Here is a 26,503-nt window from a genome sequence, read left to right as displayed (position 1 = left end):
TTACAATTTTGAAGTATGGAACAGAATAGTTTAGTCATTGTCTTTACGATAACCTTGCTCATAGTCGTTTTAGCAATGATATTCATTTATGCAGTATTCATCAAGAAGAAAACCAGCCTTCTGATAGAGCAAAAAGAAAAAGACATGCGGTTTGAAAAAGAGCTTGCCACATCACAAGTAGAGATAAAAGAGCAGACACTGAATTACATTGGGCAGGAGCTGCACGATGATTTGGGACAAAAACTCTCTGTGGTACGATTGAGGCAAAACCAGCTCATTGCCAAGCTTAAAAATGGAGAAAAAAAAGAACTGAATGAGTTAAGCGAATTATTGGGCGAATGTATACAGGATATCCGGAATTTATCTAAAACACTCATCACAGAACAGATTATTCATTTCGGGCTGGTAGAATCCATAGAAAGAGAAGTGGAGCGCATCCGGAAATTAAAATTGTTGAAAATAGACTTCATTACCCAAAAACAGGATATTGATATCTCCCCTAAACACGGTCTGATTCTTTTCAGGATAATTCAGGAAAGCATTAATAATATACTGAAACATTCCCGGGCCAAAAATGTATTGATACAAGTGGAAGATAATTGCGAAATATTATATATTAACATCTCTGACAACGGGAAAGGGTTTAATACAAATAATATGCATGACGGTTCGGGACTGAAAAATATGGAATTGAGAGCAAAGCTTATTCATGCAGAATTCTCCATACGGTCAGAACTTGAAAAAGGAACACAAACCTCCATAACCTATTATAAACACTTACTATGAAAACTATCCCGATAGCTATTGTTGATGATCATACCTTAATGTCCAAGGCACTGGAAAATATGATCATGGAAAACCCTCAGTACAGCGTGATCATGAATCATCCCAATGGCGAAGATTTTATAGCAGACTTAGAAAAAGCCTCAGAATTACCCGCTGTTGTCCTGATGGATATTAATATGCCCTATAAAAACGGGATAGAAACCACAGAATGGCTTAGCGAACATCATCCGGAAATCAAAGTAATTGCACTTACCATGGAAGATGATGAAAAAGTACTTATTAAAATGCTGAAAGCAGGGGCAAAAGGCTATTTATTAAAAGATATGCAGCCTTCAATACTCTTTCAGGCCATTGATACGGTGTTTGATAAAGGAAGTTTTTATACAGATTTTGTAGCTCAGAAATTATTGAAAGTAAAAACAGAAGACCTCAAAACCGCCTCACTTCTTTCAGAATTAAAAGACAAAGAAAAAGAATTTATCAAATGGGCCTGCAGCGAACTTACCTATAAAGAAATTGCCGACAAGATGTTCCTCAGCCCTAAAACCATTGATGGTTACCGGGATTCGGTTTTCACGAAATTAGAAATCAAAAACAGGGTAGGGCTGGTGCTTTTTGCCTTGAAACATGATTTGTGCTGATTTCTTTTTTATAGCCCGATAATTTTTATTTTTCAGGAGCAGAGCCTGCTTATGATACAGACTCATCCGGTAGATTGTAAAATTTACCCGATGAGTATTTTTCTTTTCAGTATAAAAATCTCCTGCAGATTTTGCCCCTTCTTGAAAAAGTGTTTTTCCTGCTCAGAAATTAGTTTTTTTCCTCTGTTTTAGCAGTATTTAATATCGGAATTTTGACCTGTCAAATAACCATTGAAGGCAGAACCCGAAAAGCCGGAAGAGAGTAGGGATAATTTTTTAAAAACTAATAGAAATGAAAAAAGCATTAATTGTAGGAATCAATGATTATGCACCCATAGGATCTGGCGGACCGGATCTGAATGGCTGTATCAATGACGCGCGTGACATGGCAAATACATTGGTGATCTGTGGTTTTAATCCCTCAAAGATTAAGATCCTTACCAATCAGAATGCAACAAGAGCCAATATACTGAACTATCTGAAGACATTAGTAAACAGCAGTGTTAAAGGAGATTCATTAGTTTTCTACTATTCCGGTCACGGAACAAGAGTCGCCAATATCGGGGCAGATCTGGAAGTAGATGGTCTGGATGAAGCCATTTGTCCGCATGATTATGCAAGTGCCGGAGTAATCCGGGATGATAATTTTAAAGCAGTACTCAGTAAGTTGAAACCCGGAGTAAACCTGGAAGTGATCTTCGACTGCTGCCATGCAGGAACCGGAACAAGAAAAATGGACCTGGGACTGGATTTGGACTTGGAACTTACTTACGAAACAGCACGTTACATTCCCCCAATGCTGGAAGATGAATTTTATATGACCTATGCAAGCGAAATGCCATCATCCAAAAGTTCTAAAAAAGCGAACACCGTGACTAAAGCTTTAGTGCCTGTTGCCGGCTTGAATCACACCTTATGGGCTGCCTCTAAAGACAACCAGGTATCTATGGAAGGAAATCTGAGCGGACAGATAAGAGGATATTTCACCTATCATTTCTGTAAAATACTGCGGGCTACCAACGGGAATATTGTCAGAAGAACCCTCGACAAGCAGATAGCCATAGCATTAGCTGCCATGGGAGCAGCCCAGATCAACCAGACGGAAAGCATCACGGCAGAATTTTCTCAGAAAATATTTTCTTAAAAATCAACGGCGGCATCCGAAAAGCCATAAAAAGAGTAGGAACCAATTCATTAAAAACTAAATAATCATGTCTAATTCTGAAAATAAAAAACCAATGACACTGGAAGAAATGTCAAGACTTAAAGCTGTCAAAGCAAAATCAGCTGAAAAATCAGCGGCTGTCGAAAAACTGATCAGCCAGAAACCCGCAATGGAGACTGTTGACGGGCGTACGTTCCCTAAAGGAATGAAAACCATCGGAATGCCGGTAAATGAAAAAGCATTTGAAGGTCAGCCTAAAGAAACTGATCATTTTTATCCTACCCATTCAGACTTTGAATATCAGCCTAAGCTGGAGCCCAGGAAAAACCGTAAGCCGAAATTTATCGAAAGAGACTCTTTCGCAGCGGAGGAAGGAGCTAAAACCATATTTGGAGCAGATCAGAGAAAAGTATATTACTCTACAGCCTATCCATGGCGTTGCGTAGGCAGGGTAGAAAGCTCTTTAGGATCAGGAAGCGGAGTAATGATCGGCCCGAGACATTTGCTTACCTGTGCACATATCGTAGACTGGCAGCCCAATAACAGTACAGGCTGGCTAAAATTTACACCGATGTATTATAACGGAAGTGCTCCTTATGGCAGTGCCTGGGGCGTACTCACTTACTATAAATATAAAGTAGCAGGCCCTACAATAGATTCCACGGAAATACAGTATGACTATGTCGTAATAGTTCTGGACAGGCCTATAGGAACCAGTACAGGATGGCTGGGTTCAAAATCATATTCCGATTCCTGGGATGGAGGAGCTTATTGGACCCATGCAGGGTATCCCGGAGATCTTACAGGAACCCAAAGACCAACCTATCAGACAGGTATTGCTTTAGACGGTGATTTCTGGAGTGCGGATGACAATGAAAGCATGAGCCATAAAGCAGATATCTGGCCGGGACAAAGCGGCGGTCCGTTCTGGGGGTATTGGGATGGGTCTCCTTATGCTGTGGCGACACAAAGTGCTCATAACCCGAGCGATAATTTTGCAAGCGGAGGCTCAGACCTGGTTAATCTGGTTATAAGAGCCCGAAACGAGCACCCATAAACTGATTATATTGTAAAAATCGGCGGCCTCAATTTTGAGGCCGCCGATTTTCATATCATCCCAAAAAGCTTTTTTGAATTGATTATATCAGCCTGTAAAACAGAATATTTTTGTTTAGCAACGTTGTGTATGGAAAAAATACGGATTCATAGGCTCTCTTCATATAAACCTGTTCTTAAATTTACCAAGATATGAATTTATGAAAAGAATTGTAAATAAGCTTACAGCTATAATCATACAATTTGGTCAGACTGTTGAAATAAATATAAATCAGATACTTTCCAAAGCTTTATCCTTGCTTCCTGAAGTAAGGATTTTTTCATCCAATATATTACAAACAAAAAGCCGCCAATTTGGCGACTTTTTTTGGCTCCCCCTATTGACAATATCTCGAACCGCTTAACAATGATATTCAGCAAGTTAGCTTAATTCACAACCCTTTACAGGGCTCGAAACATTTGGTTTCTCTCTATAAGATAATGAAAGGTTTAGAGAAGTAAGTATAGATTTGAGTAAGAATAAAAATTAATTCTCATTAAGTTCCAAAACTGATTTTGCTATTACTTCTGTTATCTTGTTGACACCTCTCTCTTTTAATAATAGTCCAATTTCTGCGTTGATCTTTTCGCTTCTCTCTTTATTGTTTTTTTTTTAATTAATAGTGAAAAATTTCATTCAATATTCAAAAAATTTGAAAAACAATTTTTTCTAACTACATTTGTAATCAAATCAAATAACAGAAATTTTATGTGTAGATAAAAAAGAATATATTTTAAATAACATACTGCGTTTAACAGCTCATTTTCTTTGTTCAAAATCTGACAATTTTAAATATCTCAAGAAATTCGACTGTGAAATGCACCCGATTGGGTGTGTTTTACTTCATTTCTTGAGAGGGTTTTGTCAGAACCTGAACGAAGGGTGTTGTTAATTCACACCCTTTATTTTTTTCGCAAAATAAAACCCAACATTATTCGTTAATATCAAAATAAAACTATCGACTAAAAGACACAAATGAAACACGAACAACTAATTAATTTTCTTCAAAAGTATGGAACTGTATCAGAGTCGGAAAAGAAGAACATTAAAAATTATTTCACACCATTACAAGTAAAGAAAAAACAAATTTTAATTGAAAAAAATTCTCCTTGCAACAAACTATTTTTTATTAACAGTGGTTTTTTAAGAGCGTTTTATTCTAACGATAACGGAAAAGAAATCACGAGAATGATTGCTTGGGAAAACAGATTTCTAACTAATATTGGAAGTTTTAAAGGTTTTACAGAAAATAATGAAACATTTGAATGTTTAGAGAATGGTGAGATACTTTGTATCACGAGAGATCATTTTGATATATTGATGAAATCTTCTTCTAATCTGAAAAACATATATGCAGATATATTGGAAATGTATAATGCTTTACATATAAAACGCTTTGAAGCGTTAAATACATTTGATCTTGATAAGAAATTAGTCCATCTTAAACAAGAATTTCCTCACTTGATACATAAATTAAGTGACACATTATTGGCTTCTCTTTTAGGAATTAGCCGTGAAACCTATGTAAGGAATAAAAAAGTAATACTGTAATCTAATTTATTTATAATTGATATAAATAAGACAACTGTTAAAAAGTGTGATATGAATCACACTTTTTTTTGTTATTTATTTTCACATTTGTCTACTCTAATGAAAATATGATAAAGCAAATAATACTAGTTTTTCTATTCTTTCCAGTTCTTTTTTATTCTCAAGAAAAGAATAATGATTCTATTAACAAAATAATAGAAAAGCAAATACAAGAAGTGGAAATAATAGCTAAAAAGAAACTTATTGAAAGAAAAGTTGATAGGTTAATTTTTAATGTTGAAAACTCTATATCTGCAATTGGTGGAGATGCTTTGGATGCTCTAAAAGTTACTCCAAGTATAAGAGTTCAGAATGACCAAATTTCCATGGTTGGTAAAAATAATATGTCAGTAATGATAGATGATAGATTGATGCAGCTTTCAGGAGATGAATTAACAAACTTTTTAAAAACCATTAGGTCAGAGGATATAAAAAGTATAGAAGTTATTACTAATCCACCAGCAAAATACGACGCTCAAGGGAATAGTGGAATTGTAAATATCAAATTAAAAAAAGCAAAGAAAAATAGTATAAGTGGTAATTTGAAAACTTCATATACACAAGCAACTCATCCTTTAGGAGTATTTGGTGGTGGACTCAATTATCAAAAAGATAAGTTGACAATTACCTCAAATATTAATTACAATAATGGTAGTATTGCTCCATACCAAGAATATACAATATATTATCCAAGTTACACATGGTTTGAAACCAATGATAAAAGGCGCTTTTTAAATAGTTTAAGTGGAAGAGTTGCATTAGACTATCAAGTAAGTCCTAAAACAACTATGGGTGTTCAGTATTCAGGAGTTCTAAGTAAACCACTTGTGAAAGGTAAAAACACCTCATATATTACCAGTAATAGTTCTACTTTGGATTCTTTAATTATTACTCCCTCTAGAACAGAAATAGATAGAAAAACACATTCTTTGAATTTTCATAGCATAACAAAAGTAGATACTCTTGGTACGCAATATTCAGTAGATGTAGATTATTTTAAATTCACATCTTTTTTGGATAATATTTTTAACACTAATACTTTCTTGTCTAATAATGTCCCAATACCTAACCGTTATATTTCTGCAAATACTATAAGTAATCAAAATATAGATATATACTCTGCAAAGTTTGATTATGAGATGCCTTTGAAATGGGTAAATCTTTCTTTCGGTGGAAAGGTATCTTTTATCAATAATGACAGTAAGGTTTCTTATTTTGATACGAGTAGTATGAGTCCTATTTTTGATTCATCAAAAAGTAATATTTTCAATTATAAAGAGAATATACAAGCAATATATCTTTCAGGAAATAAAAAACTTTCTGAAAAATGGGATCTACAGTTGGGTCTTAGATTAGAAAGTACACAAACAAAAGGTTTTTCAGAAACTCTTAACCAAACAAACAAAAATAATTATAATAAACTTTTCCCAACTTTTTATTTAACTTATAAAGCAACTGAAAATAGTACTTGGGGACTTAATTATAGTAAAAGAATTGATAGACCTTCATACTCAGATCTAAACCCTTTTAGATTTTATTCATCTGCTTATAATTATTCTGAAGGCAATCCTTTTTTACAACCTTTTTTTATTGACAATATAGATCTTTCTCTTTCATATAAAAATTTTTATACATCGCTTTATGTTACTAATATGACAAATGGATTTGATCAGGTCACCTTTGTATCAAATGAAAACCCTGGTCAGTTTGTAATACCGTACAATTTTTATAAGCAATTAAATGTAGGGATTATGCAAAATTATACTTTTAATAAATTCGCATGGTTCGAAAGCAATAACTCATTGAGTATTTACTATGCTAAAACTACATCAGATTTAATAAATACTTTACCTAGAATAGATAATTGGACTGTGTCATTCAACTCTAATAATAGTTTTATACTTAATAAAAGTAAAACATTTAGAGCTGAGTTTGGTTTCACATACCAATCTCCGTCTGTAGCTGGAAGTTATAGTTTGTCAAAATTCTATTATTTTGATGCAGGAGTAAGATATTCTGTATTAAATAAAAAACTTCATATAGGTTTAAATGCAATGGATATATTTAGAACTAATAGACCAATATTTACACAAGTAGTAAATGGAATAGTACAAAGAAACAATGAATACGATGATACGCAAAAAATAAGATTGTCATTAACATGGAACTTTGGAAAACAACTCAAGAGTGAAAAAAGAGATCAAAGTAATGAAGATGAAAAAAATAGGGTAAAATAATTTTTTTATATAAAGTGAGCGAAAAAGTCGAAAGAATTAATCTCATTCCACAAAAACTATGGTTCTATTGTTTAACCCTCAAATTTATTTCGAGATGAATAGATTTAAGTTGAATAATGCTAAGGCATTAGAAAAGTCAATCAAGTCTTTTGACAACCCTATCCTAAAGAAAGCTGCAATGCAGGTTATTGAAGGAGAAATGGGAGGTTGGACTCAACACTCTTCTTGGACTAAACACAGCAAAGAGAAAGTATATCTTTTAGAAGCTGGCGAATAGTCTTAGAAAATTAGCTGTCTTTTGGACAGCTTTTTTAAGAATCAAATTAAAAAAAATATAAATTATGGCTTATTGTGATACATTAATAATTAAAATAGCGAGTAGATGTAATATAAATTGTACATATTGCTATATGTATAATCTTGGAGATGATTCATATAAAAATCAACCAAAGTTTATTAGTCAAACAACAATAGACGAAGCAGTTAAAAAAATTGGAGAACATTGTAAAGCAAATAATGTAACAAAATTTACTTTTATTTTTCATGGAGGAGAACCATTATTAATGCCTAAAGATAAATTTGTTGAGATGGTTGAAAAAATGGAGATGTTGAAGAATGATGGTATTACAATAAGTTATTCTTTGCAAACCAATGCAATATTAATTGATGAAGAATGGTGTTCTATTTTTGATAAATATAATATTGGAGTAGGTGTAAGTATTGATGGAACTAAAGAAATCAATGATAAATATAGAGTCGATAAGCAAGGCAAAGGAACTTATGATAAAGTTATTAAAGGTATTGAAATAAGCAGAAAGTATCAAAAAGGGCATTTAGGCTTTCTGTCAGTAATAAATTTAGATTTAGATCCAATGGCTGCATTTCAACACATGAAAAGCATTAATGCTCTTTCTGCTGATTTTCTTTTATTGGATTTGAATCATGATACATTAGAGAATGAAAAATATGATGTAGAAAAAACACCATCAGCAAATTGGTATATCAAAATTTTTGATAAATGGTTTTCATCAAGCGAAGAGGAAAGAATACAGATTCGATTATTTGATGTAATTATACACAGAATTTTAGGTGGATTGTATAGTATAGACAATATTGGCTCTGGAGAAAATAGTGTTTTAGTGTTAGAAACTGATGGAGGTTTAGAAGCTGTTGATGTTTTAAAGATTTGTGGAGACGGTTTTACAAAAGACAATGTAAATATAAACACTCATAACTTTCAAGATGCTTTAAATGCTCCTTTAGCTGAAATATATTATAATAGTGGTAAATATTTACCTAAAAAATGTTTAGCTTGTCCCGTAAATGAAATTTGTGGTGGTGGATATTTGCCACATCGTTATAGTTCAAAGAATGGCTTTAATAATGCTCCTGTATATTGTAATGATTTATTGAAGCTAATAACTCATATTCAAAATGCTGTAATAGATGGGATGCCTGAAGAACTTATAAAGGAATCAGAAATACAGAAGTTAACTTATGAAAATGCTTTACAAATAATAGAAGAAACCTTACCTACAATTCCTGAACCTGAATATGCAAAGAAATTAGAAAGTTTTCGTAATTTAGAATATGAGGTTGTTTAAAAATTCTTTTCCTTTTTTCAAGCAATTAGACAGCCAAGATTGTGGTTTTGCTTGCCTTAAAATGATTAGTAAGCATTATGGGATAGATATTTCAAATTCTAACTCTGCTCTAAGTGAAAGTAATCTTTTAAAGCAGGGTATTACAATTTCTGATTTAAATTATACCTCAGAAAAGTTGGGATATAAACCATTAGTGATAAAATTAAATTTTGAAGATGTTTTAGAAAATGCTCCTCTTCCTGCCATTTTTTTTTGGAATCAAAATCATTTTGTTGTTGTTTATAAAATCACACAAGAAAAAGTATATGTTGCAGACCCAGCATTTGGAAAAACGGTATATTCCAAAAATGAATTTTTAAAAGGTTGGACACAGGAAAAAACAGAAGGAATTATTTTACTGCTTGAGCCCACGGAAATGCTGTTTGAAAATAGCTCCACAGAGAAAAGCAATAAAGGAAGTTTAGAATATGTTACTCAGTATTTGAAAAAACATAAGACACAACTTTTCTTAATCGCTCTTACCTTGCTAATATCTTCAAGCATTGAGCTAATATTTCCCTTTTTTACACAAAAAATATTAGATAAAGGAGTTGCATTAAAAAATGTTTCTTTTATATACCTTATTTTAATAGCACAGGTTGTTGTTTTTATTAGTAGAGTTGGATTAGAGTTTTATCGTTCTTGGCTATTTATACATATTAGTAGCCGAATAAGTCTATCTATTATTTCAGATTTTCTTATTAAGCTGATGAAATTACCTTTAAAGTTCTTCAATAGTAAAAATATTGGTGATTTAACTCAAAGAATACAGGATCACAAAAGAATTGAAGAATTTTTATCAAAAGATCTAATCCAGACTGTATTTTCCATTTTTAGTATTGTAATTTACTCATTTATATTACTTTACTTCAATGTAAGTATTTTTTTGATTGTTTTTATTAGTACAATAATAGAATTGTTATGGATTTTCAGATTTTTGAAGAAGATAAAAATCTTAGATCAAAAAACATTCTCTTTACAAGCAAAGGATCAAAACAAAATTTATGAGTTAATAAACTCAATGCAAGAAATCAAATTAAATAATTTAGAAGAAAATAAACGTAATGAATGGCAAAAAATACAAACAACTATTTACTTAAACAATATTGATAAACTTAAAATTAATCAACAATATGAAAGTTATAGATTTATTAGTTTCTTTCAAACTATCTTGGTGGTATTTGTTTCATCAATGGCAGTAATGAATGGAACTCTTACTATTGGTAGTATGTTGGCTGTTATGTTCATTTTAGGGGGGATTAATGCTCCGATCAGTCAGTTAATAAATTTTGTTTTACAATATCAGTTAGTAAAAGTAAGTTTTGAAAGATTAAATGAAATCCATAACAGACCTGATGAAGAAAATCCAAGCAAAGTTTCTTCACTTTCCGAAATACAGGATATTGAAATTCAAAACATAAACTTTTCCTATGATAACACAAATTATATACTTAAAGATATCTCACTAAAAATACCTAAAGGTAAAACAACTGCTATTGTAGGTGTTAGCGGAAGTGGTAAAACCACCCTTTTAAAACTACTTCTTAAATTTTACAAGCCTCAAAAAGGTAATCTTTATTTACATGAAACCCCTTTAGAAGAGCTTGAAAATACATTATGGCGAAATAAATGTGGCGTAATTTTACAAGATAGTTTTATATTTTCTGATACCATTTCTTATAATATTGCATTAGAAGAAAATGTTAATCAAGAAAAATTGTTAAATGCTGTTAAGCTTGCCAATGTTGACGATTTTATTGATAAACTGCCTCTCAAATTAAATACTATAATAGGCTCAGAAGGAGTAGGTATAAGTCATGGTCAACGACAACGAATACTGATTGCAAGAGCCATTTATAAAGATCCTGACTATTTATTTTTTGATGAAGCAACAAATTCTTTAGATGCAAAAAATGAAAGAATAATAGTTGAAAATATTGACCAATATTTCAAAAATAAAACAATGATTGTGGTTGCCCATAGATTATCTACTGTTAAAAATGCAGACCAAATTATTGTTTTAGATAACGGAGAGATTATTGAAAGGGGTAATCACGATGAATTAATTAGAAGTAAAGGAAAATATTTTGAATTAATACAAAATCAATTAGAATTAGGTCTTTAATTATGGATAAGAAAAAAGAAAATAATGATTTAATGGGGAAAATCCCCAATCATTTTACATTTTTAGGAATTATTTTATCAATATTAAGCATGTGTGCAATTGCTTTTGCATTTAAAGTATTATTTTTATAGAAAATTTCAAAATGTAAAACAAGCAGGCATGACGTACCTGCTTTTTGTATATCAAAAAAACATAATATACCTTATATCTTGCAGGTTTAAAGGCTATCAACATTCAATTAATCACTATCGTTTTCTTCCCTTTGAAAGCAACACGAATATATTCAGTGAAGACTTATACAAAAACTCCGATGGAAATACCAATCGGAGTTACTTTTTAATCCTTCTTACAAAAAGCATCAAGATAATACTCAACAGTTGACCAAGAGATACCTTCGTCACGGTTGTGGTTGTTAATCATTTCGTACAAAGCTTTTTCACACAGGGTTCTGTCATAAAGTTTGTTTCCTGAGTTCTGTTCCAGTTCTTTTGCTTTCAGTTCGAAGTGTTCTACTTTCCAAATGATTGCCGTTTCCAAATGTGCAATCCTGTCGATCAGTTCCTTATGCTCAAGATTCGGGAAAACCGGAGTTCCGACTTTCTTGGAAACGATACCAAGGATTTTACTTTCTTTAGGAGCAAACGGACTGTTAATCATTAGCGATGCTTCATGATCACTTTCTGCATTTACAGTTCCGAATTCGTACTTTACGAAATGAAATTTTGTGTTACTCATAACTTTTCTTGTTTTAGATTAGAGTCCTACTATATCTAGAAATCGAAAAAAAGCAAGTGAATTTTCACATTTTGTCTTTCTTTGAAGAACCATTTAAAAAGAATGGATTTTATCAGTATATTTGTTTACAACTATCACATTATGAACGAAAAAGAAGCCATCGAAAAACTACAGGCGATAGCCAACCAACCTGAAGATAGTCTTAAAAAATTTTTGGCAAAAGAAATTTTAACCTATGATAGTCCTCAAGAATTTTTTTCCAATGTTAAAGAGTTCGGAATCGAAACCTTATATTATTATGAGGATTTGGAGGAAGAAGAAATTCAGAAAATTCTGACAGATTACTCCAAAGAAATTGAGCAGATGCAATTGGATAATTCAGATAAACCGCTTTCAGATACAGAGAGGAGTTGGCGTGCTTTGGAAAAAACAGCCAAAGACATTAGTGACGAATTGGACTTGGAACGGTAAATCCTGCCGTGATTCCAATAAATTATCTACGAATTTTATAAGATTTTCTGTATAATTTTTTCATACCACGAATTATTATTATTTGTTTTATATCTCCCATTTCAACCCATATATTTTGCTGATCTTGTGTATTGCATTGATGTATTTGCTTTGGGCAATAAGGATCTCTATGATTTTATCAAAATCAGTATCTGACAGTGTAATTGGGTTTGATTCCGTACCTCCGTGTGCTGCCATTAGGGAATTATCACCCTTGTTTAACTGAAAAAAGTAATACAACCCTGTAGTTTCGTTGGTTCAACTACAATCAATAATTACATTCCCTAGGTTTGATGCTGTACCTCCGTGTGCTGCCAAAGGGGAATTACCACCCCAATTTAATTGAAAAAGGTAATGCAGACCTGTAGTTTCGTTGGTTCAATATCACGAATCTTTTTTGTAATACAAAACACCAGCAAACCAAACCATAAACAATAACTGCCTTATCTCATAGTTGCTGTTTCTCCACATTTCAGCAGGCTTGGTAAATATACATTCTGTTTGAGAGAGTATTTGCTCAATATTGTCTTCATCATCTTTCTGGTTTTTCATACTTCTGATCAAATCATCCTGTAATGTTTCAAGTGCAGACCATTCCTGTTCCATTTTTTTGGTCAGTCATTCGTTGGAAACCGATAAAATTTTTTCCTCAATCTTTTCCATCTTAGATTTTATGGAAAGAAGCTGTCACTGCATTTTCGGAAGGCTGTTCGATTTTTTTTGCTTATTTTCCTTTCGTTCTTCCAGAATATATGATTTGAGCGTATCAAACAATTGCTTAGGCAATTTCATGGTTTCGATGAATTCTTCAAACTGTTTTTCTATAACATCTTTACGAACGGCAACCCTATCTGAACAGTATTTATTATTACAGGTATAGTAATAATAAACTCCTCCGTTTCATCTGCTGGCATAGCATCCTAATTTTCTTCCGCAACCTATACAGGTAATCATTTTGTGAAGCACATGTAGTTCCTTGTCCACATTGAGATTAGACGACCTAACTTTTTTTATTTTATTGGCTTCCTTCTCCATTATTTTTTCCACTGTATCCACTGAAACAAGTGCCTTGTGCTTTCATTTAAAAGGAACATCTATTCCCCGTTCAGGATAGTAAATGTAGCCTGCATAAAAATATAATCTGTAATCTTGGAACGTTTTTTCAATCATGGAAAAATGCAGTTTCTTACTTGAAGGATTGGGCAGAATTCATTTTTCAGCCCGATATCTATGCAGTTGAGCCTTGCTGAACATTGGACTATACGCATATAATTCTAGTCCTTCTTTAATAACAGGTCATTTAATTTCATCTATCAGATCAATATAACCATTGTTATCGGCTGATTTTTCCCTGCGAAATCCTAACGGAGGTTTTGGAAAGGGTCGTCAACCATTTTTCAGACTGCTTAATCTCCCGTTCATAGTTCTTCTCAGTATTTTTCTGCGTTCTAAACCTGCAATTGCATATTGGATGGTATGCAGGAATTTTCCTTCATCGGTCTCTACATCTCTTCTGTTATTGACGGTGATGATTTTAACTCAAACACTTTCAATACTTTGTTCTAAAGTAAAGGCTTCGGCAATATCATCAGGTCTTGCAATACGGTCAGCATCCGTCACAACAAAATAATGAATTTTCGTATATTTTTTGTTCTCTTTTTCCAAAAAACGGATGGCTTCGTTCATCGCTTTACGATCCATATTTTTTCAACTTACACCTTCTTCCCTGAAAACTCTAACCACATCAACTTCCAGTCATTGCTGTCTTTGGCATCGCTCTCTACATACGGTTTCCTGCGACTCTAAACCATGTCACTGATTAACCTGACCTTCACTGGAAACCCTTACATAAATAACAGCATTGAGTTTATTGGTTCAGAATCTTTCCTCATCCGTTTTGGGTTTTACAAAATATCCCGAAGTTGGAGAGGTATTTTTATTTTTTTTTCTTTTGTACATCTTTTGAAAAGCTAATTAAATAAGTTGGTTTGGTAAAATTGTAATGATTTTTTCTATGATAATCAACACAAAAAAAGAGCAGATTATTCACGCTCTTTTTCATTCTCTTTTTCAAAATCCCTGACAATGATTTTTGCCATCATTTTAAAGGAATAAATGATCAGTTTTACGGTTTCGTCAGGAATAATGGTATCAAATTCTTTTCAGAGGATTTTTCTCACTTTCAGCATTTCTTGATCCATATCCATTATGTTTTTGTTTTAGAGAAGTAAATTTTTCTTGTATTCATATAAATGTGTTGCGGTATTTATTAAATTTTGAAAATTATCAATAGTATATGCGAATATATAGCAGTAGCAGTATCTCTAAATCGGATAATTCGCTACAAGCACCTCCGTTTTTCTCCTCACTTTCCCCGTTTTCCTATTGTGGCTTGCTGATAAGGGTTTGTCAAAAGTTTTGACGTATCGGTTGTGCTTTTTAATATAGCTGTCGAGAATTTCTCATGGATAATTGGATAAAAGGAATTTTCATTTCACTTGGGCTAATGTTTCCAAGAGCGTAATAAAATCTTGTTCAGTATATCATTTGTAGAAACCCATATTCGTGTTTATGTATGGCGGATCACAGTAAAAGAAGCTGTTTTCAGTGTCCCTACTCTGGATGACCTTACAACCATCTGCTTGCTCTATCTGCGTATACCTCATCCTCTGCGCAAGATTAATTCCGAAAGCATCCACTTTATTTTGAAAGTTGAAAGCCGACCTTTTTTCCTTATCGTATCATCGGCTTCAAATTTTATTCAGATACCCTTGGCTAACACTGACTCGGAATGCCCAAGCCCTTGTTACTTTATCATCTGCAAACAGTCGTGGACAGTCGTAAATGAGCATCGCTTTTTTGTAGGTTTCCCTGCTGAGAAGCGTTTCTTTAATTTTTGCCTCCAGCTTTTTGCTTCTGCTTTTCAGAACCTGATAGAAATTAACAACATTCATATTTACATCATTAATGACTTCGCAGGGAGCGGGAGCTTTTGCCCGATACACTGAACCGCCTCCGAAGAAGGGTTCAACGTATATCCTGTGATCAGGTATTAACGGCAAAATGTTTTTCAGCATCATTTGCTTGCCTCAATAGTAACTCACAGGAGTTTTTATGAGTACTTTAGGTCTTTGTCCTCAGCTAAGTTTACCGTGAGATTGTCTCAAGGAAGGGTTGTTCGTTTCGTTTGATTTTGTCATTTTGTTTTTAATAATCAGATAAAATATTTTTGAATGCTTACTTGCCAAAGGAAAATGGCTCGTAAATGACAAGCCATTATTAAATAGTTGAAACGACTTAAGTATTCTTAGCCTTTTCGGGTTTTTTAGAAGATAGTTTTTCTTCCGTTTTCTTTTCAGGTAACTGCTTATCCGAGGATTTCGGAGATTTCGAACCTTCAGGATTTGTGTTACCCGCATTTTCCACAGATTGCTGTGTTTCTGTTATATCCGTAATTTGATTTTCAGATACTGATCCATTTGCTTCCTGATTTTTCATAGTACCTGATTCTGAAGTAGTATTCAGGTTTTCCTGAGCAGTTCCTTGGGCAGATACCTGTGAATCGGAAGCAAGAGCAGGTTCACGGATAGAATTGATTTTTGCATCCAGCCATTCCTGTTTTGTAGGAAGCTGTGAAATTTCTTTACTCCATCGGCTCATGACATAGGAAATAATCCTGTAATCATCGCCTATGAGAAGCAAAATCTCTTCATTCTCCATCTCCACAAGATTGTACTGCGATACGTTTCCATTAAAATTGTGGGTAACGATTTCGATGAGTTCTTTACGGGTAAAGAATCTTACCATTTCCGAAGTAATCGTCTGGAACTGTTGTTCCGACTTACTACGGTCTCTGAGCACCGTTGAAAATATTTTCAACAGGGAGGTTTGTGCCGTTGGTTCGGCTTTGTTTTCTTTCATAAGATTAAAATTTAAAGGTTAGTTTTTTTGTTTTCAATTTTTGTTTTCGGGTTTTCTTTTATGAAATAGTAGATTATTCCTCATGTCCATAAGAAAATATGAACTTCGGATTAACCACTTCGTAGATTTCCGTGACATTCTTTTCGTTGACCCACGGATCAAAATCTTGATAAGGTTTTAACCATAAGTGGGTGACGACACGATCTTCCGTTTCAATCAGTTCTCCGTTGGGAAGTTCTTTTTCTCTTTCATATCCTTCGGGATCATTCCTCGAATAGTTGAGGATTTTGACTTTTCCTTCGGAAACCTTTTCAAACTCAACAGTCCATACGGATGTAAGCAGTCTTTTGGTTGCTTTCATAACTTGTAAGATGTTAATTCATACAAACTACCATAAAGCGTTCTCCTTCAACAAAGGAATTGTTTTCAGATAGTTTTCCGCTTTGGATAAGGGATTGTCTCACTTTATCAGCCTTCCCGTAACTTTGATAAAAGGATTTCGGCTGAAAATAAACGATATCCATACCGCTTGTTTTGTGTACGATGATAAACACGGTGAGGACAAATACACAATGATCCTGCCTGTTCATATCGTTATCGTATAAATAATAACAAACTGAGTGGCATTTTCATTCGGAATGATCTGTTCAATTTTGCGGTTTCTATCGAAAAGACTTCCCAATTCCATATTCACAAACTCCTCAAAACTTGGAAGAGATTCTTGATCTTTATAGTTGTCGTAATGTTTTCTCCTGTTAAGGATCATTACCTGTGGTAGCGATTTTTTGTTTTCCATTTTGTTTTTGATTGGTTGTTGTTATTCTTTTTCGGGTTTTACTCTGTACATTTTTTTAACAATACTGTTATTTTCGGTAACAGATTCTTCACTTTCTATTAATGAATTTCTGATTTCTAAGGCTTCTGCTTCGGTTAGATAAAAGGGTTTGGGATGAATGTAGATCCAGTCAAATTCTCCATCAGTTCCTGCAAGAGCAATCACAAAGACTTCCTGAAGGGTTGCCTTGTTGTTTTCTGTGTCCATACGGTTTATTGATTCCATATCTTTTCTGATTCAGTAAAACCGATCCATCTATTGTCTGCATCAAAGCCTCTGCAACCAAGTTCATAGCGGATGATTTTATCCAATGGAACTTGGTACTTCAAAATAAATTTGAGCAGCTCGCCCTCCATTACCGAGAACTTGCCTAGGATGTTCTCCCAATGCTCTAACATTTCAGGGTCGCCTGCAATTCCTTTGAGATCTCCGTAAGAGAGGTGCTGATAATTTTCGGGAAGCGAATAATACTGATTTGTAATTTCTATCCCCTCTGCTGTTTGGAGGTCTGCGACAGCGAAGTTATTTTCCACTCCGTCAAATACTACAAAGTGTTTTGGGATATCCCTGTGTTCAAACTCAAGCCATAACGCCCTGTCTCTGGCTTTATCCAGATTGCTGTAAAATTCTAAGATTGATTGTTTCATTTTAAATTTTGTTTTAAATAATAAAAATTACAGGGACATTATTTTGAGTTCGTTCTCAGCGATTCCACCCTCAGAAAAGAATTCTGCCAACTCTTCCCGTGCTTCCCATTCCGTTTTGTGATATCTGGAGAAAGGAGGCGTGATATACTTATCTTCTTCCAAAGTATCCGAAGTGAAAATGGCATACAGCGGTTTTTCCTTTCCTGCTTTTTCGCACAACGCTTTGAAATTGCTGTGGTCATACTCATCCCAATCCGCCAGAATCTTGGTCATCAGATAATGGGTTTCGAGTTGTAACTGACAAAGCACATCGTAGACTTTTTGCGGAGTGATTTTCTCTTCCAGTTCTTTCTTCCATCTTTCAATGGAATACGACAGAATATGAATATCATCTCCTATGGCTTCAAGCAAATCCTGTTTGTCCATCGTTTCCAAATCGTACTGTTCAGGCACCTGATCCAGATACAGCCACTTCAAAATATTTTGAAGTTCTTCTTTGCTCAGGATACTTACAAATACAGGACTTAGGTTCTCCACACGGTCTCTTTCAATTCTTTGCTGAAGCATTTTCATAAAGCATTGCACCAAAAGGCGGTTTTTGTTTTTGTTCATTGTTTTTTAGATTGTAGAGGTTAGACATTAGAAGTTAAAGCTTAAAGCCTACTGCTTACCGCGTTGAGCATTCAAGCAAAAATTCATTTTCATCAGGAAGTTGATTCAATGGAAATGAGGCAATGATTTTGACAGGATAATAATCGTTTTCTCCATCATAAAGAGGAAAGAAACGGTCTTCTTCTGAAATCCCAGAGGTATTGAGACCTTTGTAGACTTCAAAAGAATTTTTATCATAATCAATCACATACGCCCACTCGCAGAATAAACTGTCGGAAGCAAAATCATAAGCATCGGTGGTTGCCAGATCATCAAGATGACCAAACTCCAACAATACTTCTAACATTTGTCCTTCGATTAATTTTCCGTAGCGTTCACGATAGCGAAAAGGGTAACGTTTTTTGAACTCATCCTTCTGCTTTTCGTTGAGAATTCCGTTGGTACAACCGATAGATTCAAGAAATTCGTTCTGTAGCTTTTGGTCTTTTTCGTTCCAAAGACGTACTTTGGGAAGAATTTCTTTAAGATTTTCAGAGTTCTCAGGCTTGCTAAAGAACCACAACAGCTTCAAACCTACTACTTCAGGATAGCCATCATACTGCCCATAACAAGCTACTTTGACTTCTTGGTTGTGAACCACAACCGTTAGGCTTCTTGTTCCCATTAGTCATTTTCATTTTCAGGGTTAGAATCATCCTCAGGATTATCCTGCGGTTCGCAGTATGTCATAATGGTAGAGAGAAGATGATCGTAATCTCCGTCCATAGCTTCATCGAGTACTGATTGAATCTCTTCTTGAGACCATTTTTCACGTCTTGCCTGTCTTGAGAATACTCCCATGATGGCATGAGCGTTCCCGTCAACCCCGACTAACTCGAGATTAAGTGTTTTACCGATTTTGTTTTGCATTTTGTTTTTGTTTTAGGGTTAATAAATAGTTGATTGTTGAGTCGGTTGACGGATGGCAGTTGACGAGTGTCAACCGCTTTCCTGTACAGTTGATACTTGAACCATCAGTCAGGAGATTCCTTTCTGAGGGTCTTTGTATCTTCTGATAGCAGGTGTCCATCTTCCGACTTTTGTTTTTGTTTGACTTTTTTGTTTTAAGTGATTTGGTATGTTTGCCGGCGGTGGTGTTGTATGGATTTTTGTTTCAGAAGCAAGGGAAGTTGATGCAGTTTGACTTTACTTCTTTTTATTTTAGAGATGAGAAAAAATAATGATAGAGAAGGTATAAATGATGATATTATGGCATCAGAAACAAGAGCAGTTTCCTTGCAGGATTGGGCATTATCTCATCCGCTTTAGAGGTTCCCATAACAGGTCTCAAAAAGGTATCCATAACGGTACGGGTCACCCTATTGACATTTTGGACACCTAGAAAGCGAAAGGACTTGCAATTCACAGAAATAAAGATATGTAGCACGTCCGCTTTATTTATTTCTTACTTTACAATAATGAACTTCTTCAACCGTCTTATGGACTTTATCGACAATCGTGTCAGACTCTATTTTTTAGACCCAAGCCTGTTCCTGTTCCTTATCTCATACAATCACTAAAGAAAAATGCCTTTGTGACGTGAAAAACAGGTTCGGGCAAGAGTGAACTCATGAAGGTGCTGCGGTATTCTCTCCAGTACCAATCGCATCGCAAAGAGCAGTATACCATGATTTTGCTAGATCCGCATGGAGACGTTTCATTGCAAATCCTCTCATTTAGACTTAACCAAATGAAGCCAGAGCGTGTGTTGTACATCGACCCGCATCGAGAACAATGAAAAATTCCCTGCATCAATCCGTTCCGACAAAAGGTTACTGATACGAACATGATTGATCTGATGTCGCAACAGTTTGCCAAAGCATTGTCAGAAATGATCTCCGAAGCAGGACTGAGCCTTTGAATGGAAACGCTGCTCAAACCATGTCTTGCCATTATGTTTCAAAAAGGAGAATGCGGATTAGCAGACCTACAGGTATTTATGGATGATAATCAGAACCAAGAATGGGTGGAACGTGGAAGAAAGTCCGATAATCCTGTGTACAGACAATTCTTTCAAACCGCTTTTCTCAACGGAAAATACAATGCAACGAAACTGGCGATCTATACAAGAATTCAGAACCTGCAAAACAATTACAGCTTTTACCTGATGATGAACTGACCCGCAACCGTTGATCTCAGGAGAATAATGAACGGCTGAAAAAATGATGGGAAAATTGTGCTTTTCAATCTTTGAAAAGGAAAACTCTGAACCGATGCCAGTAAAGCTCTCGGAATATTTATTTCTGCAACCATTGTCAGTATTGCATTACAAAGAGCCTTTCAGAAAGAGCAGTACCGCAAACCCTGTTATCTGTTTGTTGACGAGTTTGCATCTTTTGCTACCGCAGATTCATATTCTATTATTCTTTCCGAAACAAGAAAATATAAATTATACCTCATCGCTCTAACCCAAAGCATCACTCAGTTGCGTACAGAACTTCAGTACGAAATTTTGAATAATATTGGAATTAAGATAGTCTGACGCAACGGTCTGCCTGCATTAAAGGCACAAGCCTGAGATTTGGGAATATCTTATAATCAATTACAATACCTTCCTCCCTACCACTTCTTTGTCAAAAATAATCATTATCCATATCCTGCCATTCAGATTAAAAGTCCCGATTATCTTTTGAAACATCCGAAAAGATATTTTATGAATACCAAACAAATGCAGGAGCTGAAAAATAAAATGATTTCAGAAAGTGGTTTATACAGGACGATTGAAAACAATACACATCAAGATAAGTCAGAAAAAGAAATGTCAGAGGCACAGCCTCTAACTAAGGATTTAGTTTCTAATGATTCACAAGGCTATAACAACACAGCTACACAGCAAAACACAAGAGAGTCCATCGATAAATTAAAACCTCATTTTCATCTCTAATCGGTCTTGTTATAAGAATACAAGGCGTTTTTATCGCCTTTTTATTTTTTTATGCCGATTTTTATGAAAACAAAAAGACTATTCTTCCAAACCCTCTCGCCATCGCAGGAGAAAGTGCTTATTGCTCTAGCAAAATTCAAGTTTTTGACTACGCCACAACTTCTGAATTTAGGAGTAATGGCAAATTCGGATAATCTGAACAAACAGATCTCTGAACTCAGGTTTTGGAGAAACCCTTTGGTTGCTTCTGTGAAATTCTGAATCCATCCTCAATATTGAAGGCTTCCGAGCATCCATTCACTTACCATTCATGGAGCAAAACTGTTGAAAGAACGTTTCGGAACGGAACTCTCGGTAAAATATCCTCAAAAAAATGCTACCTCATTCTCGGACTATTTTCACAGGCTGTCGATGATTGACATCCAAATTTCTGTAGAACAGCGAACCACTAAGCAAAATATGGAGATTCTCTTTTTTAAAACCTATTTCGATAAAATATCTACCGGAAGGAAAAAAGGTTTCATAGCCGAATCTGCTATTCCGGTCTATGGCAATGAGTACCTGATTGCTGATGCTGTCTGTATGCTCCAGACTCCCAACAGAAAAGAACTGTTTGCCATCGAAATGTACAGGTGAGATGATACTCAAAGAGTCCATAAGTCTCTTTTCCACCATTTACAGGCATTGGCAGAGGGACAGCCGAGTAAATTATATGGATTGGATTACGGAAGCCGTGTGTTGTGTGTATTTGAACTGGAGAATTATAGGAAAATGGCAATGAAGAGATTGTTAGAAGATGAACGTTTTACAGAAAATGCCAAACCTCATTTTCTTTTTAAAACGTTGGATGAATTGAAACAAGAAGTGTTTGAAGATTGGGAGCTGTTTGATGGAGAGAAAACGAATTTATTTAGTGTTGATTATTAATTATCTTTTATGTATATTCAGAATAAATTTATTAATTTGCACAATATTAAATAGTTAAAAAAAATTTTAATTTATATTTCTAATGACCAATTATAGTTTTAATGAGTATAAAGATGCTGTACAGCTCTTTGCTGAAAAAAAGGAAAAAGGTGTGATTTTCCCTAATTCTAATGCATCTCATGCCTCAATAGTTATTTCGGAATTAATTAATCAAACTGAAAAGGAGATATTTATATACGATAAAAGTGTTTCTGGAGACTTGGTTGATTTGAATCCTGAAATTATAGATAATCTTGAAAAAAAAGCAGGAGAGAAAATAAAAATTAATATTATTGTAGATAATATTAATAGTATAAATAGCGGATTACAGAAGATATTAGATCAATATAGCAATGTTAAATTAGACACTGCTACTGATCAATTTATTTCCAAAATCAAAGAAAACTTAGGAGGTTTATATTATTTTACTCTTTCCGATGGTACAAAGTTTAGACTTGAATCCTCTAAAGAGAATCGAAAAGCAATTTGCTCTTTTAATGAGAGTTATTATACTTCTATTTTAAATAAAATTCTTTGTGATTCAAATTTTTCTAATTAAAATTTCTCACATTGGATTTAACTAATTTTAATTCATATTTCCAAGCTTTTTTTGCACTTAACATAGCGTATGCTACTTCAGATAAGTTTAGAGATATTATAGACTCAAAAGTTCTCAAATTACATTCTAATAAAGTTACAAAACTACATCAGTATATAAAGAGTGTTGGGATTTTGTATGATTCAGAAAGAAATATTGAAAAGTTTATATTTCTTTTCATGAATGAAAAGGATCTTCAACGAAAAGAAGAATCAAAAAAGAATGGGTTTGGAGAATATTTTAAAACATCTTTTCTTATTACAGGAATATATTGTCTATTTGTTTTAATCTTTTCAGCTTTTAAACAGGATAATATTTATACTAATACTGCTGATAATTATTTAATTATTTCTCCTTTTGTAGTATTAACATACAATTTAGCCATTCTATTATTTAAGAAGAAATTAAATATTCAAAAAATATCACCCATAATTCCAATTTTCATTTTAGTCGTTTGTATATTTCTATTTGGGTGGAAAAATGTTTTTTTTGCCAATCTTATGAATGAGACAGATACCAACAAAATAAAAATTTTCAGTCTTTTTGTTGCAGTATCTCCATACACTCTTCATGTTATTAAATCTTTATTTGATGACATATTTTTGAGAATAAAATTAGCAGTAAAGAGGACTTGTTGTAAATGCATTATATATCTTTATGCATATAATAGTAACAAACAATTTTTGAATATTCAGTCAACTGTTTCTAGGAAAAATAAGATTGATTTATATCTTCTTCTAAAAGATTTATTTTATAGAATTTTTCTATATAATGTAATTATATGGTGGAGGGGTAGAGCAAGAATAAATAGAATGAGAGAAAAACGCAGGCACAATAAAATATTACAAAACCATAACCGTAATAAAAAGTAATTTTTTATTATAATGGACAACACTTTATAATTAATAGTCCATTAAAGCTCTCCGTATTTTGCTTACGTTGATTTATATACTCAGCCTCTGCTTCCAGCAGTGATAAAGAAAACAACAGTTTGATTTTCCACTATCGTATAGATAAATCTGTAATTTCTAATCCTTAATCTATAGGTGTCCTTTTTTCAAATCATAGGTTTAATATCAACTTTCTGCTTGGCGTAGTAAGGATTTTCAGCGATAACTTTTGCTTTTTCGTAAAAATATTTTGCAATGTATTTGTCACAAGACAGCAAAAACTTTTCTACCGATTTGCTCAGTTTTATGCTGTAATTCATCTTTCTGCCATCAATGTATCTAAATCAGTTGTTTCGCCACTGTTATACTCTTGCATAGCTTGTTGAAAATCCTGTTCTAGTTCAGGAGTTCGTGTAGTATCATCAGGCTCAAATGTGAGCTGTGGTTTGAGCTTATCGTTGATTACCATTTCCATAAACATCACAAAAAGTCAATTCATGGAAACACCATATCTTTTTGCCTTTTGTTCAAATCTTTTTTTTAATTCAGGATTAACCCTTGCTGAAACTTGTACTTCTCCCATGATTATTAGTATTATAGAATAAAACTACCTTTAGTATAACATTTTGTGAACATTTTGCAAGAAGAAGTGAAGAGAAGCTAGTCTTTTGTAATTATTCTGTTGACATTGATACTCCTTTTGGTTATGATCATTAAGTTGAATTTCTCTATTCAGCAGAAAAGAGATCTTTGGTAGTAATTCTGCATCGTATTCCATGTTTTCACGGAGTGCTTTTTTAATTACCTTTTTAATTATGTATTTAATCGCTTTTTTAAGAGCAACTGAAGAAGATGCGATAATGCCCAATCCATCAAAGGAAACTCGATGGTTCTTGATGCAACTATATCATCATTTTACCATTACTTTTTATTCATTTCTACTTTCAAGGGACAAAAAAATATAAACTCAATACCTGTTCATTAATTATGAATTTGGATCAGCTTTTTTAATTTTGAAAATTAGGTTAAAACAAAAAGAGAGCCTTTAAAGCTCTCCATATTTTGATCTATATTTTTCCAATTCTTTGTCCTTTTGCTTCATCAGTTCTTCCATCAAAGCAATTTTATCATCGTATAGTTTTTTGATAAGCTCTGTATCTTCAATTTCAATAATAAAACTGCCATTCTTATCTCCAGTAACATTATTAAAACTATTAAAATATTTCTGGCTATCAAATGCCATAATATCGTCGGGTTTTACTTCTAAAGCCTCAGCTATCTGTTGTAATTTCTCATCAGAGATATTAGACTCTTTCTCCAATTTGCTGTATGCAGACTGTGAAATATCTAATCTTTCCGCCATGTACTCCTGCGTTAGATTTTTTAATTCTCTGATGTTTTTGATTTTGTGTCCGATGATCATAGTTGGAATAAATTATTACTGATTTGGAATAAATTATCTCACAAAGATATTAAAAAATTGAAACGATGTGGGCATTTTTGTGAGATAAAAATGTAGAATGGTTTATGCCATTACCTATTAAAAATACAAAAATGTAAAATATGAAATTCAAACAAAAATTAACATCGTCATTACTATTGTTACTTACATCTGTCACAGCGTACGGACAATACACTTATGATGAAGCATGCAATATTCTGCGTAAAAACGGATTTACAGTTTATGAAGGTAAATATAATCATTTACAGCAAGGTTATAGTTTTGACTATACAAGAACATTTCAGCCGGGCTTTCTTTACGGAATAGTTGCTTATACAGGATCTGAATATGTAAAAGATATTGGTTTGTTGGTATGGTCGGATAAAGACAAATTATTATTCCAAGACTCCAAGAAGTCTAATTATGAAACTGCACATATTTATGTAGATGAGATTGAAGATGTCAGAATTGAAATTAGAAATCAATCCGCTACTTATCCTGATCGTAAATTCTATTGTGGATTTGTGATAGGATACAAAGATATGGATACCTTAAATTCAAACACTTTAAGATCAGACGGAAATTATTCTTCTGAAATAAGAAATAGATAATTAAGCATTATGAAAAATAAAATTTTAAAATTAGTAACAGTTTCTATGCTGTTCATAATGACAGGAAATGTTTCGGGTCAGAAAAAATATGAAGAGATTGGAGAGTATAAAGAAGGATTGGCTGTCGTACGTTCTAAAGGGAAATATGGATTTATTAATAAAGCAAAAAAAGAAATCATCCCTTTAAAATATGATAACGCAAGCGATTTTTATGAAGGCTTTGCATTAGTTGAATTAAATGAAAAAAGAGGTCTTATAGATAAATCGGACAAGATTATAATTCCTATAGAATATGATAATATTGGAGATTTTAGCGAAGGGCTTGCCTCTGTTTGTCTGAACAACAAATGTGGATTTGTTGATAAATCAGGTAAAGTCTCTATTCCTTTAAAATATGATTATCTGGGAACTTTTCGCAATGGTTTTGCTCAAGTTGTATTAAATGACAGAGAAATTACTATTAACAAAAGTGGAAAATGTGTACAAGGCTGTCCATAAATGTTCCAACAAATCATCAGTAATGAAAAATTA

Annotated in this window: 37 protein-coding genes and 1 pseudogene; 21 read left to right on the top strand and 17 right to left on the bottom strand. The window is 33.5% G+C overall.

The genetic code is table 11. The features are described from left to right. Positions 1 to 15: 15 nt before the first annotated feature. From HNP38_RS11860 to HNP38_RS11820, 9 genes are all read left to right on the top strand, one after another. Complete coding sequence (locus tag HNP38_RS11860) at positions 16 to 786, top strand: sensor histidine kinase (RefSeq protein WP_184189759.1); 771 nt, start codon at positions 16 to 18, stop codon at positions 784 to 786. After that, positions 783 to 1,427, top strand: coding sequence for a response regulator transcription factor (locus tag HNP38_RS11855; protein WP_184189756.1), 645 nt, complete (start codon positions 783 to 785; stop codon positions 1,425 to 1,427). The genes HNP38_RS11860 and HNP38_RS11855 overlap by 4 nt, the downstream gene beginning before the upstream one ends. A gap of 292 nt (positions 1,428 to 1,719) precedes the next feature. Next, positions 1,720 to 2,571, top strand: a complete 852-nt coding sequence (locus tag HNP38_RS11850; protein WP_184189754.1) for a caspase domain-containing protein — start codon at positions 1,720 to 1,722, stop codon at positions 2,569 to 2,571. A 67-nt stretch (positions 2,572 to 2,638) separates the two neighbouring features. Then, positions 2,639 to 3,649, top strand: coding sequence for a trypsin-like serine peptidase (locus HNP38_RS11845; RefSeq protein WP_184189752.1), 1,011 nt, complete (start codon positions 2,639 to 2,641; stop codon positions 3,647 to 3,649). Positions 3,650 to 4,663: 1,014 nt separating this feature from the next. Next, on the top strand, positions 4,664 to 5,239 hold the full coding sequence (locus HNP38_RS11840; RefSeq protein WP_184189750.1) for a Crp/Fnr family transcriptional regulator: 576 nt from the start codon (positions 4,664 to 4,666) through the stop codon (positions 5,237 to 5,239). A 107-nt stretch (positions 5,240 to 5,346) separates the two neighbouring features. Further along, positions 5,347 to 7,515 carry an outer membrane beta-barrel family protein gene (locus tag HNP38_RS11835; protein ID WP_184189748.1) on the top strand — a complete coding sequence of 723 codons (2,169 nt, stop codon included), beginning with the start codon at positions 5,347 to 5,349 and terminating at the stop codon, positions 7,513 to 7,515. Between the two features lie 94 nt (positions 7,516 to 7,609). Continuing rightward, positions 7,610 to 7,792, top strand: a complete 183-nt coding sequence (locus HNP38_RS11830) for a hypothetical protein (RefSeq protein WP_184189746.1) — start codon at positions 7,610 to 7,612, stop codon at positions 7,790 to 7,792. Between the two features lie 64 nt (positions 7,793 to 7,856). Further along, the gene (locus HNP38_RS11825) at positions 7,857 to 9,119 is read left to right on the top strand and encodes a radical SAM protein (protein WP_184189744.1); all 1,263 of its coding nucleotides are present in this window, start codon (positions 7,857 to 7,859) and stop codon (positions 9,117 to 9,119) included. Then, positions 9,106 to 11,283, top strand: a complete 2,178-nt coding sequence (locus HNP38_RS11820) for a peptidase domain-containing ABC transporter (protein WP_184189742.1) — start codon at positions 9,106 to 9,108, stop codon at positions 11,281 to 11,283. Before HNP38_RS11825 ends, HNP38_RS11820 begins: the two co-directional genes overlap by 14 nt. Before the next feature lie 336 nt (positions 11,284 to 11,619). Here the strand turns inward: HNP38_RS11820 and HNP38_RS11815 are convergent, their stop codons facing one another. After that, positions 11,620 to 12,018 carry a hypothetical protein gene (locus tag HNP38_RS11815; protein ID WP_184189740.1) on the bottom strand — a complete coding sequence of 133 codons (399 nt, stop codon included), beginning with the start codon at positions 12,016 to 12,018 and terminating at the stop codon, positions 11,620 to 11,622. Positions 12,019 to 12,159: 141 nt separating this feature from the next. Here HNP38_RS11815 and HNP38_RS11810 point away from each other — a divergent pair, with 141 nt between their 5' ends. Then, positions 12,160 to 12,489, top strand: coding sequence for a hypothetical protein (locus HNP38_RS11810; RefSeq protein WP_184189738.1), 330 nt, complete (start codon positions 12,160 to 12,162; stop codon positions 12,487 to 12,489). 87 nt (positions 12,490 to 12,576) lie between these two features. Here HNP38_RS11810 and HNP38_RS11805 read toward each other — a convergent pair whose 3' ends face one another. The 15 genes from HNP38_RS11805 to HNP38_RS11740 all read right to left on the bottom strand — a co-directional run bounded on the left by HNP38_RS11805 (position 12,577) and on the right by HNP38_RS11740 (position 19,383). Then, complete coding sequence (locus tag HNP38_RS11805; protein WP_184189736.1) at positions 12,577 to 12,726, bottom strand: hypothetical protein; 150 nt, start codon at positions 12,724 to 12,726, stop codon at positions 12,577 to 12,579. Positions 12,727 to 12,912: 186 nt separating this feature from the next. After that, the gene (locus tag HNP38_RS11800; protein ID WP_184189734.1) at positions 12,913 to 13,134 is read right to left on the bottom strand and encodes a hypothetical protein; all 222 of its coding nucleotides are present in this window, start codon (positions 13,132 to 13,134) and stop codon (positions 12,913 to 12,915) included. A gap of 780 nt (positions 13,135 to 13,914) precedes the next feature. After that, complete coding sequence (locus tag HNP38_RS18205; protein WP_317168607.1) at positions 13,915 to 14,058, bottom strand: hypothetical protein; 144 nt, start codon at positions 14,056 to 14,058, stop codon at positions 13,915 to 13,917. A 9-nt stretch (positions 14,059 to 14,067) separates the two neighbouring features. After that, on the bottom strand, positions 14,068 to 14,229 hold the full coding sequence (locus HNP38_RS11795; RefSeq protein ID WP_169321657.1) for a hypothetical protein: 162 nt from the start codon (positions 14,227 to 14,229) through the stop codon (positions 14,068 to 14,070). Between the two features lie 842 nt (positions 14,230 to 15,071). Next, entirely contained in the window at positions 15,072 to 15,227 is a 156-nt protein-coding gene (locus HNP38_RS18200; protein WP_184189732.1) for a DNA adenine methylase, read from the bottom strand. A 51-nt stretch (positions 15,228 to 15,278) separates the two neighbouring features. After that, on the bottom strand, positions 15,279 to 15,605 hold the full coding sequence (locus HNP38_RS11785) for a DNA adenine methylase (protein ID WP_228461049.1): 327 nt from the start codon (positions 15,603 to 15,605) through the stop codon (positions 15,279 to 15,281). A gap of 220 nt (positions 15,606 to 15,825) precedes the next feature. Continuing rightward, the gene (locus tag HNP38_RS11780; protein ID WP_184189728.1) at positions 15,826 to 16,449 is read right to left on the bottom strand and encodes a hypothetical protein; all 624 of its coding nucleotides are present in this window, start codon (positions 16,447 to 16,449) and stop codon (positions 15,826 to 15,828) included. A 73-nt stretch (positions 16,450 to 16,522) separates the two neighbouring features. Further along, positions 16,523 to 16,810 (bottom strand): hypothetical protein, encoded by a 288-nt coding sequence (locus tag HNP38_RS11775; protein ID WP_184189726.1) that lies wholly within the window; start codon positions 16,808 to 16,810, stop codon positions 16,523 to 16,525. Positions 16,811 to 16,823: 13 nt separating this feature from the next. Further along, on the bottom strand, positions 16,824 to 17,039 hold the full coding sequence (locus tag HNP38_RS11770) for a hypothetical protein (protein ID WP_184189724.1): 216 nt from the start codon (positions 17,037 to 17,039) through the stop codon (positions 16,824 to 16,826). Next, on the bottom strand, positions 17,036 to 17,245 hold the full coding sequence (locus HNP38_RS11765) for a hypothetical protein (RefSeq protein ID WP_184189722.1): 210 nt from the start codon (positions 17,243 to 17,245) through the stop codon (positions 17,036 to 17,038). Before HNP38_RS11765 ends, HNP38_RS11770 begins: the two co-directional genes overlap by 4 nt. Before the next feature lie 21 nt (positions 17,246 to 17,266). Then, complete coding sequence (locus tag HNP38_RS11760; RefSeq protein ID WP_184189720.1) at positions 17,267 to 17,491, bottom strand: hypothetical protein; 225 nt, start codon at positions 17,489 to 17,491, stop codon at positions 17,267 to 17,269. Between the two features lie 5 nt (positions 17,492 to 17,496). Beyond that, positions 17,497 to 17,931: a hypothetical protein gene (locus tag HNP38_RS11755; protein ID WP_184189718.1), complete on the bottom strand. Its 435-nt coding sequence runs from the start codon at positions 17,929 to 17,931 to the stop codon at positions 17,497 to 17,499. 27 nt (positions 17,932 to 17,958) lie between these two features. Next, complete coding sequence (locus HNP38_RS11750; protein ID WP_184189716.1) at positions 17,959 to 18,543, bottom strand: hypothetical protein; 585 nt, start codon at positions 18,541 to 18,543, stop codon at positions 17,959 to 17,961. Between the two features lie 55 nt (positions 18,544 to 18,598). Next, positions 18,599 to 19,183: a hypothetical protein gene (locus HNP38_RS11745; protein ID WP_184189714.1), complete on the bottom strand. Its 585-nt coding sequence runs from the start codon at positions 19,181 to 19,183 to the stop codon at positions 18,599 to 18,601. A gap of 23 nt (positions 19,184 to 19,206) precedes the next feature. Beyond that, positions 19,207 to 19,383: a hypothetical protein gene (locus HNP38_RS11740; protein ID WP_228461048.1), complete on the bottom strand. Its 177-nt coding sequence runs from the start codon at positions 19,381 to 19,383 to the stop codon at positions 19,207 to 19,209. A 754-nt stretch (positions 19,384 to 20,137) separates the two neighbouring features. On the opposite strand from HNP38_RS11740, the pseudogene HNP38_RS18195 reads away from it, so the two are divergent. The 9 genes and pseudogenes from HNP38_RS18195 to HNP38_RS11695 form a co-directional block, all read left to right on the top strand. Continuing rightward, a pseudogene (locus HNP38_RS18195) lies at positions 20,138 to 20,320 on the top strand (hypothetical protein); the annotation flags it as partial. Between the two features lie 123 nt (positions 20,321 to 20,443). Further along, entirely contained in the window at positions 20,444 to 20,701 is a 258-nt protein-coding gene (locus HNP38_RS11730) for a hypothetical protein (RefSeq protein ID WP_184189708.1), read from the top strand. Between the two features lie 114 nt (positions 20,702 to 20,815). Next, positions 20,816 to 21,064 (top strand): TraM recognition domain-containing protein, encoded by a 249-nt coding sequence (locus tag HNP38_RS18190; RefSeq protein ID WP_184190285.1) that lies wholly within the window; start codon positions 20,816 to 20,818, stop codon positions 21,062 to 21,064. 171 nt (positions 21,065 to 21,235) lie between these two features. Further along, positions 21,236 to 21,466 carry a hypothetical protein gene (locus HNP38_RS11720; protein ID WP_184189706.1) on the top strand — a complete coding sequence of 77 codons (231 nt, stop codon included), beginning with the start codon at positions 21,236 to 21,238 and terminating at the stop codon, positions 21,464 to 21,466. A gap of 63 nt (positions 21,467 to 21,529) precedes the next feature. Next, positions 21,530 to 21,727 (top strand): hypothetical protein, encoded by a 198-nt coding sequence (locus HNP38_RS11715; RefSeq protein WP_184189704.1) that lies wholly within the window; start codon positions 21,530 to 21,532, stop codon positions 21,725 to 21,727. A gap of 63 nt (positions 21,728 to 21,790) precedes the next feature. Then, positions 21,791 to 22,102 carry a hypothetical protein gene (locus HNP38_RS11710; RefSeq protein WP_184189702.1) on the top strand — a complete coding sequence of 104 codons (312 nt, stop codon included), beginning with the start codon at positions 21,791 to 21,793 and terminating at the stop codon, positions 22,100 to 22,102. 81 nt (positions 22,103 to 22,183) lie between these two features. Continuing rightward, a complete protein-coding gene (locus tag HNP38_RS11705; RefSeq protein ID WP_184189700.1) occupies positions 22,184 to 22,393 on the top strand; it encodes a hypothetical protein in 210 nt (69 codons plus the stop codon). An 82-nt stretch (positions 22,394 to 22,475) separates the two neighbouring features. Continuing rightward, positions 22,476 to 22,991, top strand: a complete 516-nt coding sequence (locus tag HNP38_RS11700) for a hypothetical protein (protein ID WP_184189697.1) — start codon at positions 22,476 to 22,478, stop codon at positions 22,989 to 22,991. An 11-nt stretch (positions 22,992 to 23,002) separates the two neighbouring features. Beyond that, positions 23,003 to 23,902, top strand: coding sequence for a hypothetical protein (locus HNP38_RS11695; RefSeq protein WP_184189695.1), 900 nt, complete (start codon positions 23,003 to 23,005; stop codon positions 23,900 to 23,902). Positions 23,903 to 24,965: 1,063 nt separating this feature from the next. Here HNP38_RS11695 and HNP38_RS11690 read toward each other — a convergent pair. Continuing rightward, positions 24,966 to 25,343, bottom strand: coding sequence for a helix-turn-helix domain-containing protein (locus tag HNP38_RS11690; RefSeq protein ID WP_184189694.1), 378 nt, complete (start codon positions 25,341 to 25,343; stop codon positions 24,966 to 24,968). A gap of 140 nt (positions 25,344 to 25,483) precedes the next feature. Here HNP38_RS11690 and HNP38_RS11685 point away from each other — a divergent pair, with 140 nt between their 5' ends. Together HNP38_RS11685 and HNP38_RS11680 are read left to right on the top strand one after the other, a co-directional pair. After that, the gene (locus tag HNP38_RS11685; RefSeq protein WP_184189692.1) at positions 25,484 to 25,972 is read left to right on the top strand and encodes a hypothetical protein; all 489 of its coding nucleotides are present in this window, start codon (positions 25,484 to 25,486) and stop codon (positions 25,970 to 25,972) included. Positions 25,973 to 25,981: 9 nt separating this feature from the next. Then, complete coding sequence (locus HNP38_RS11680; RefSeq protein WP_184189690.1) at positions 25,982 to 26,470, top strand: WG repeat-containing protein; 489 nt, start codon at positions 25,982 to 25,984, stop codon at positions 26,468 to 26,470. The last annotated feature ends 33 nt before the right edge of the window (positions 26,471 to 26,503 follow it).

It is taken from the genome of Chryseobacterium defluvii (genome assembly GCF_014204415.1).
GTDB lineage: Bacteria > Bacteroidota > Bacteroidia > Flavobacteriales > Weeksellaceae > Chryseobacterium > Chryseobacterium defluvii_A.
The sequence above is the reverse complement of the archived record's forward strand: the minus strand, read 5'-3'. Positions and strand labels throughout refer to the sequence as shown.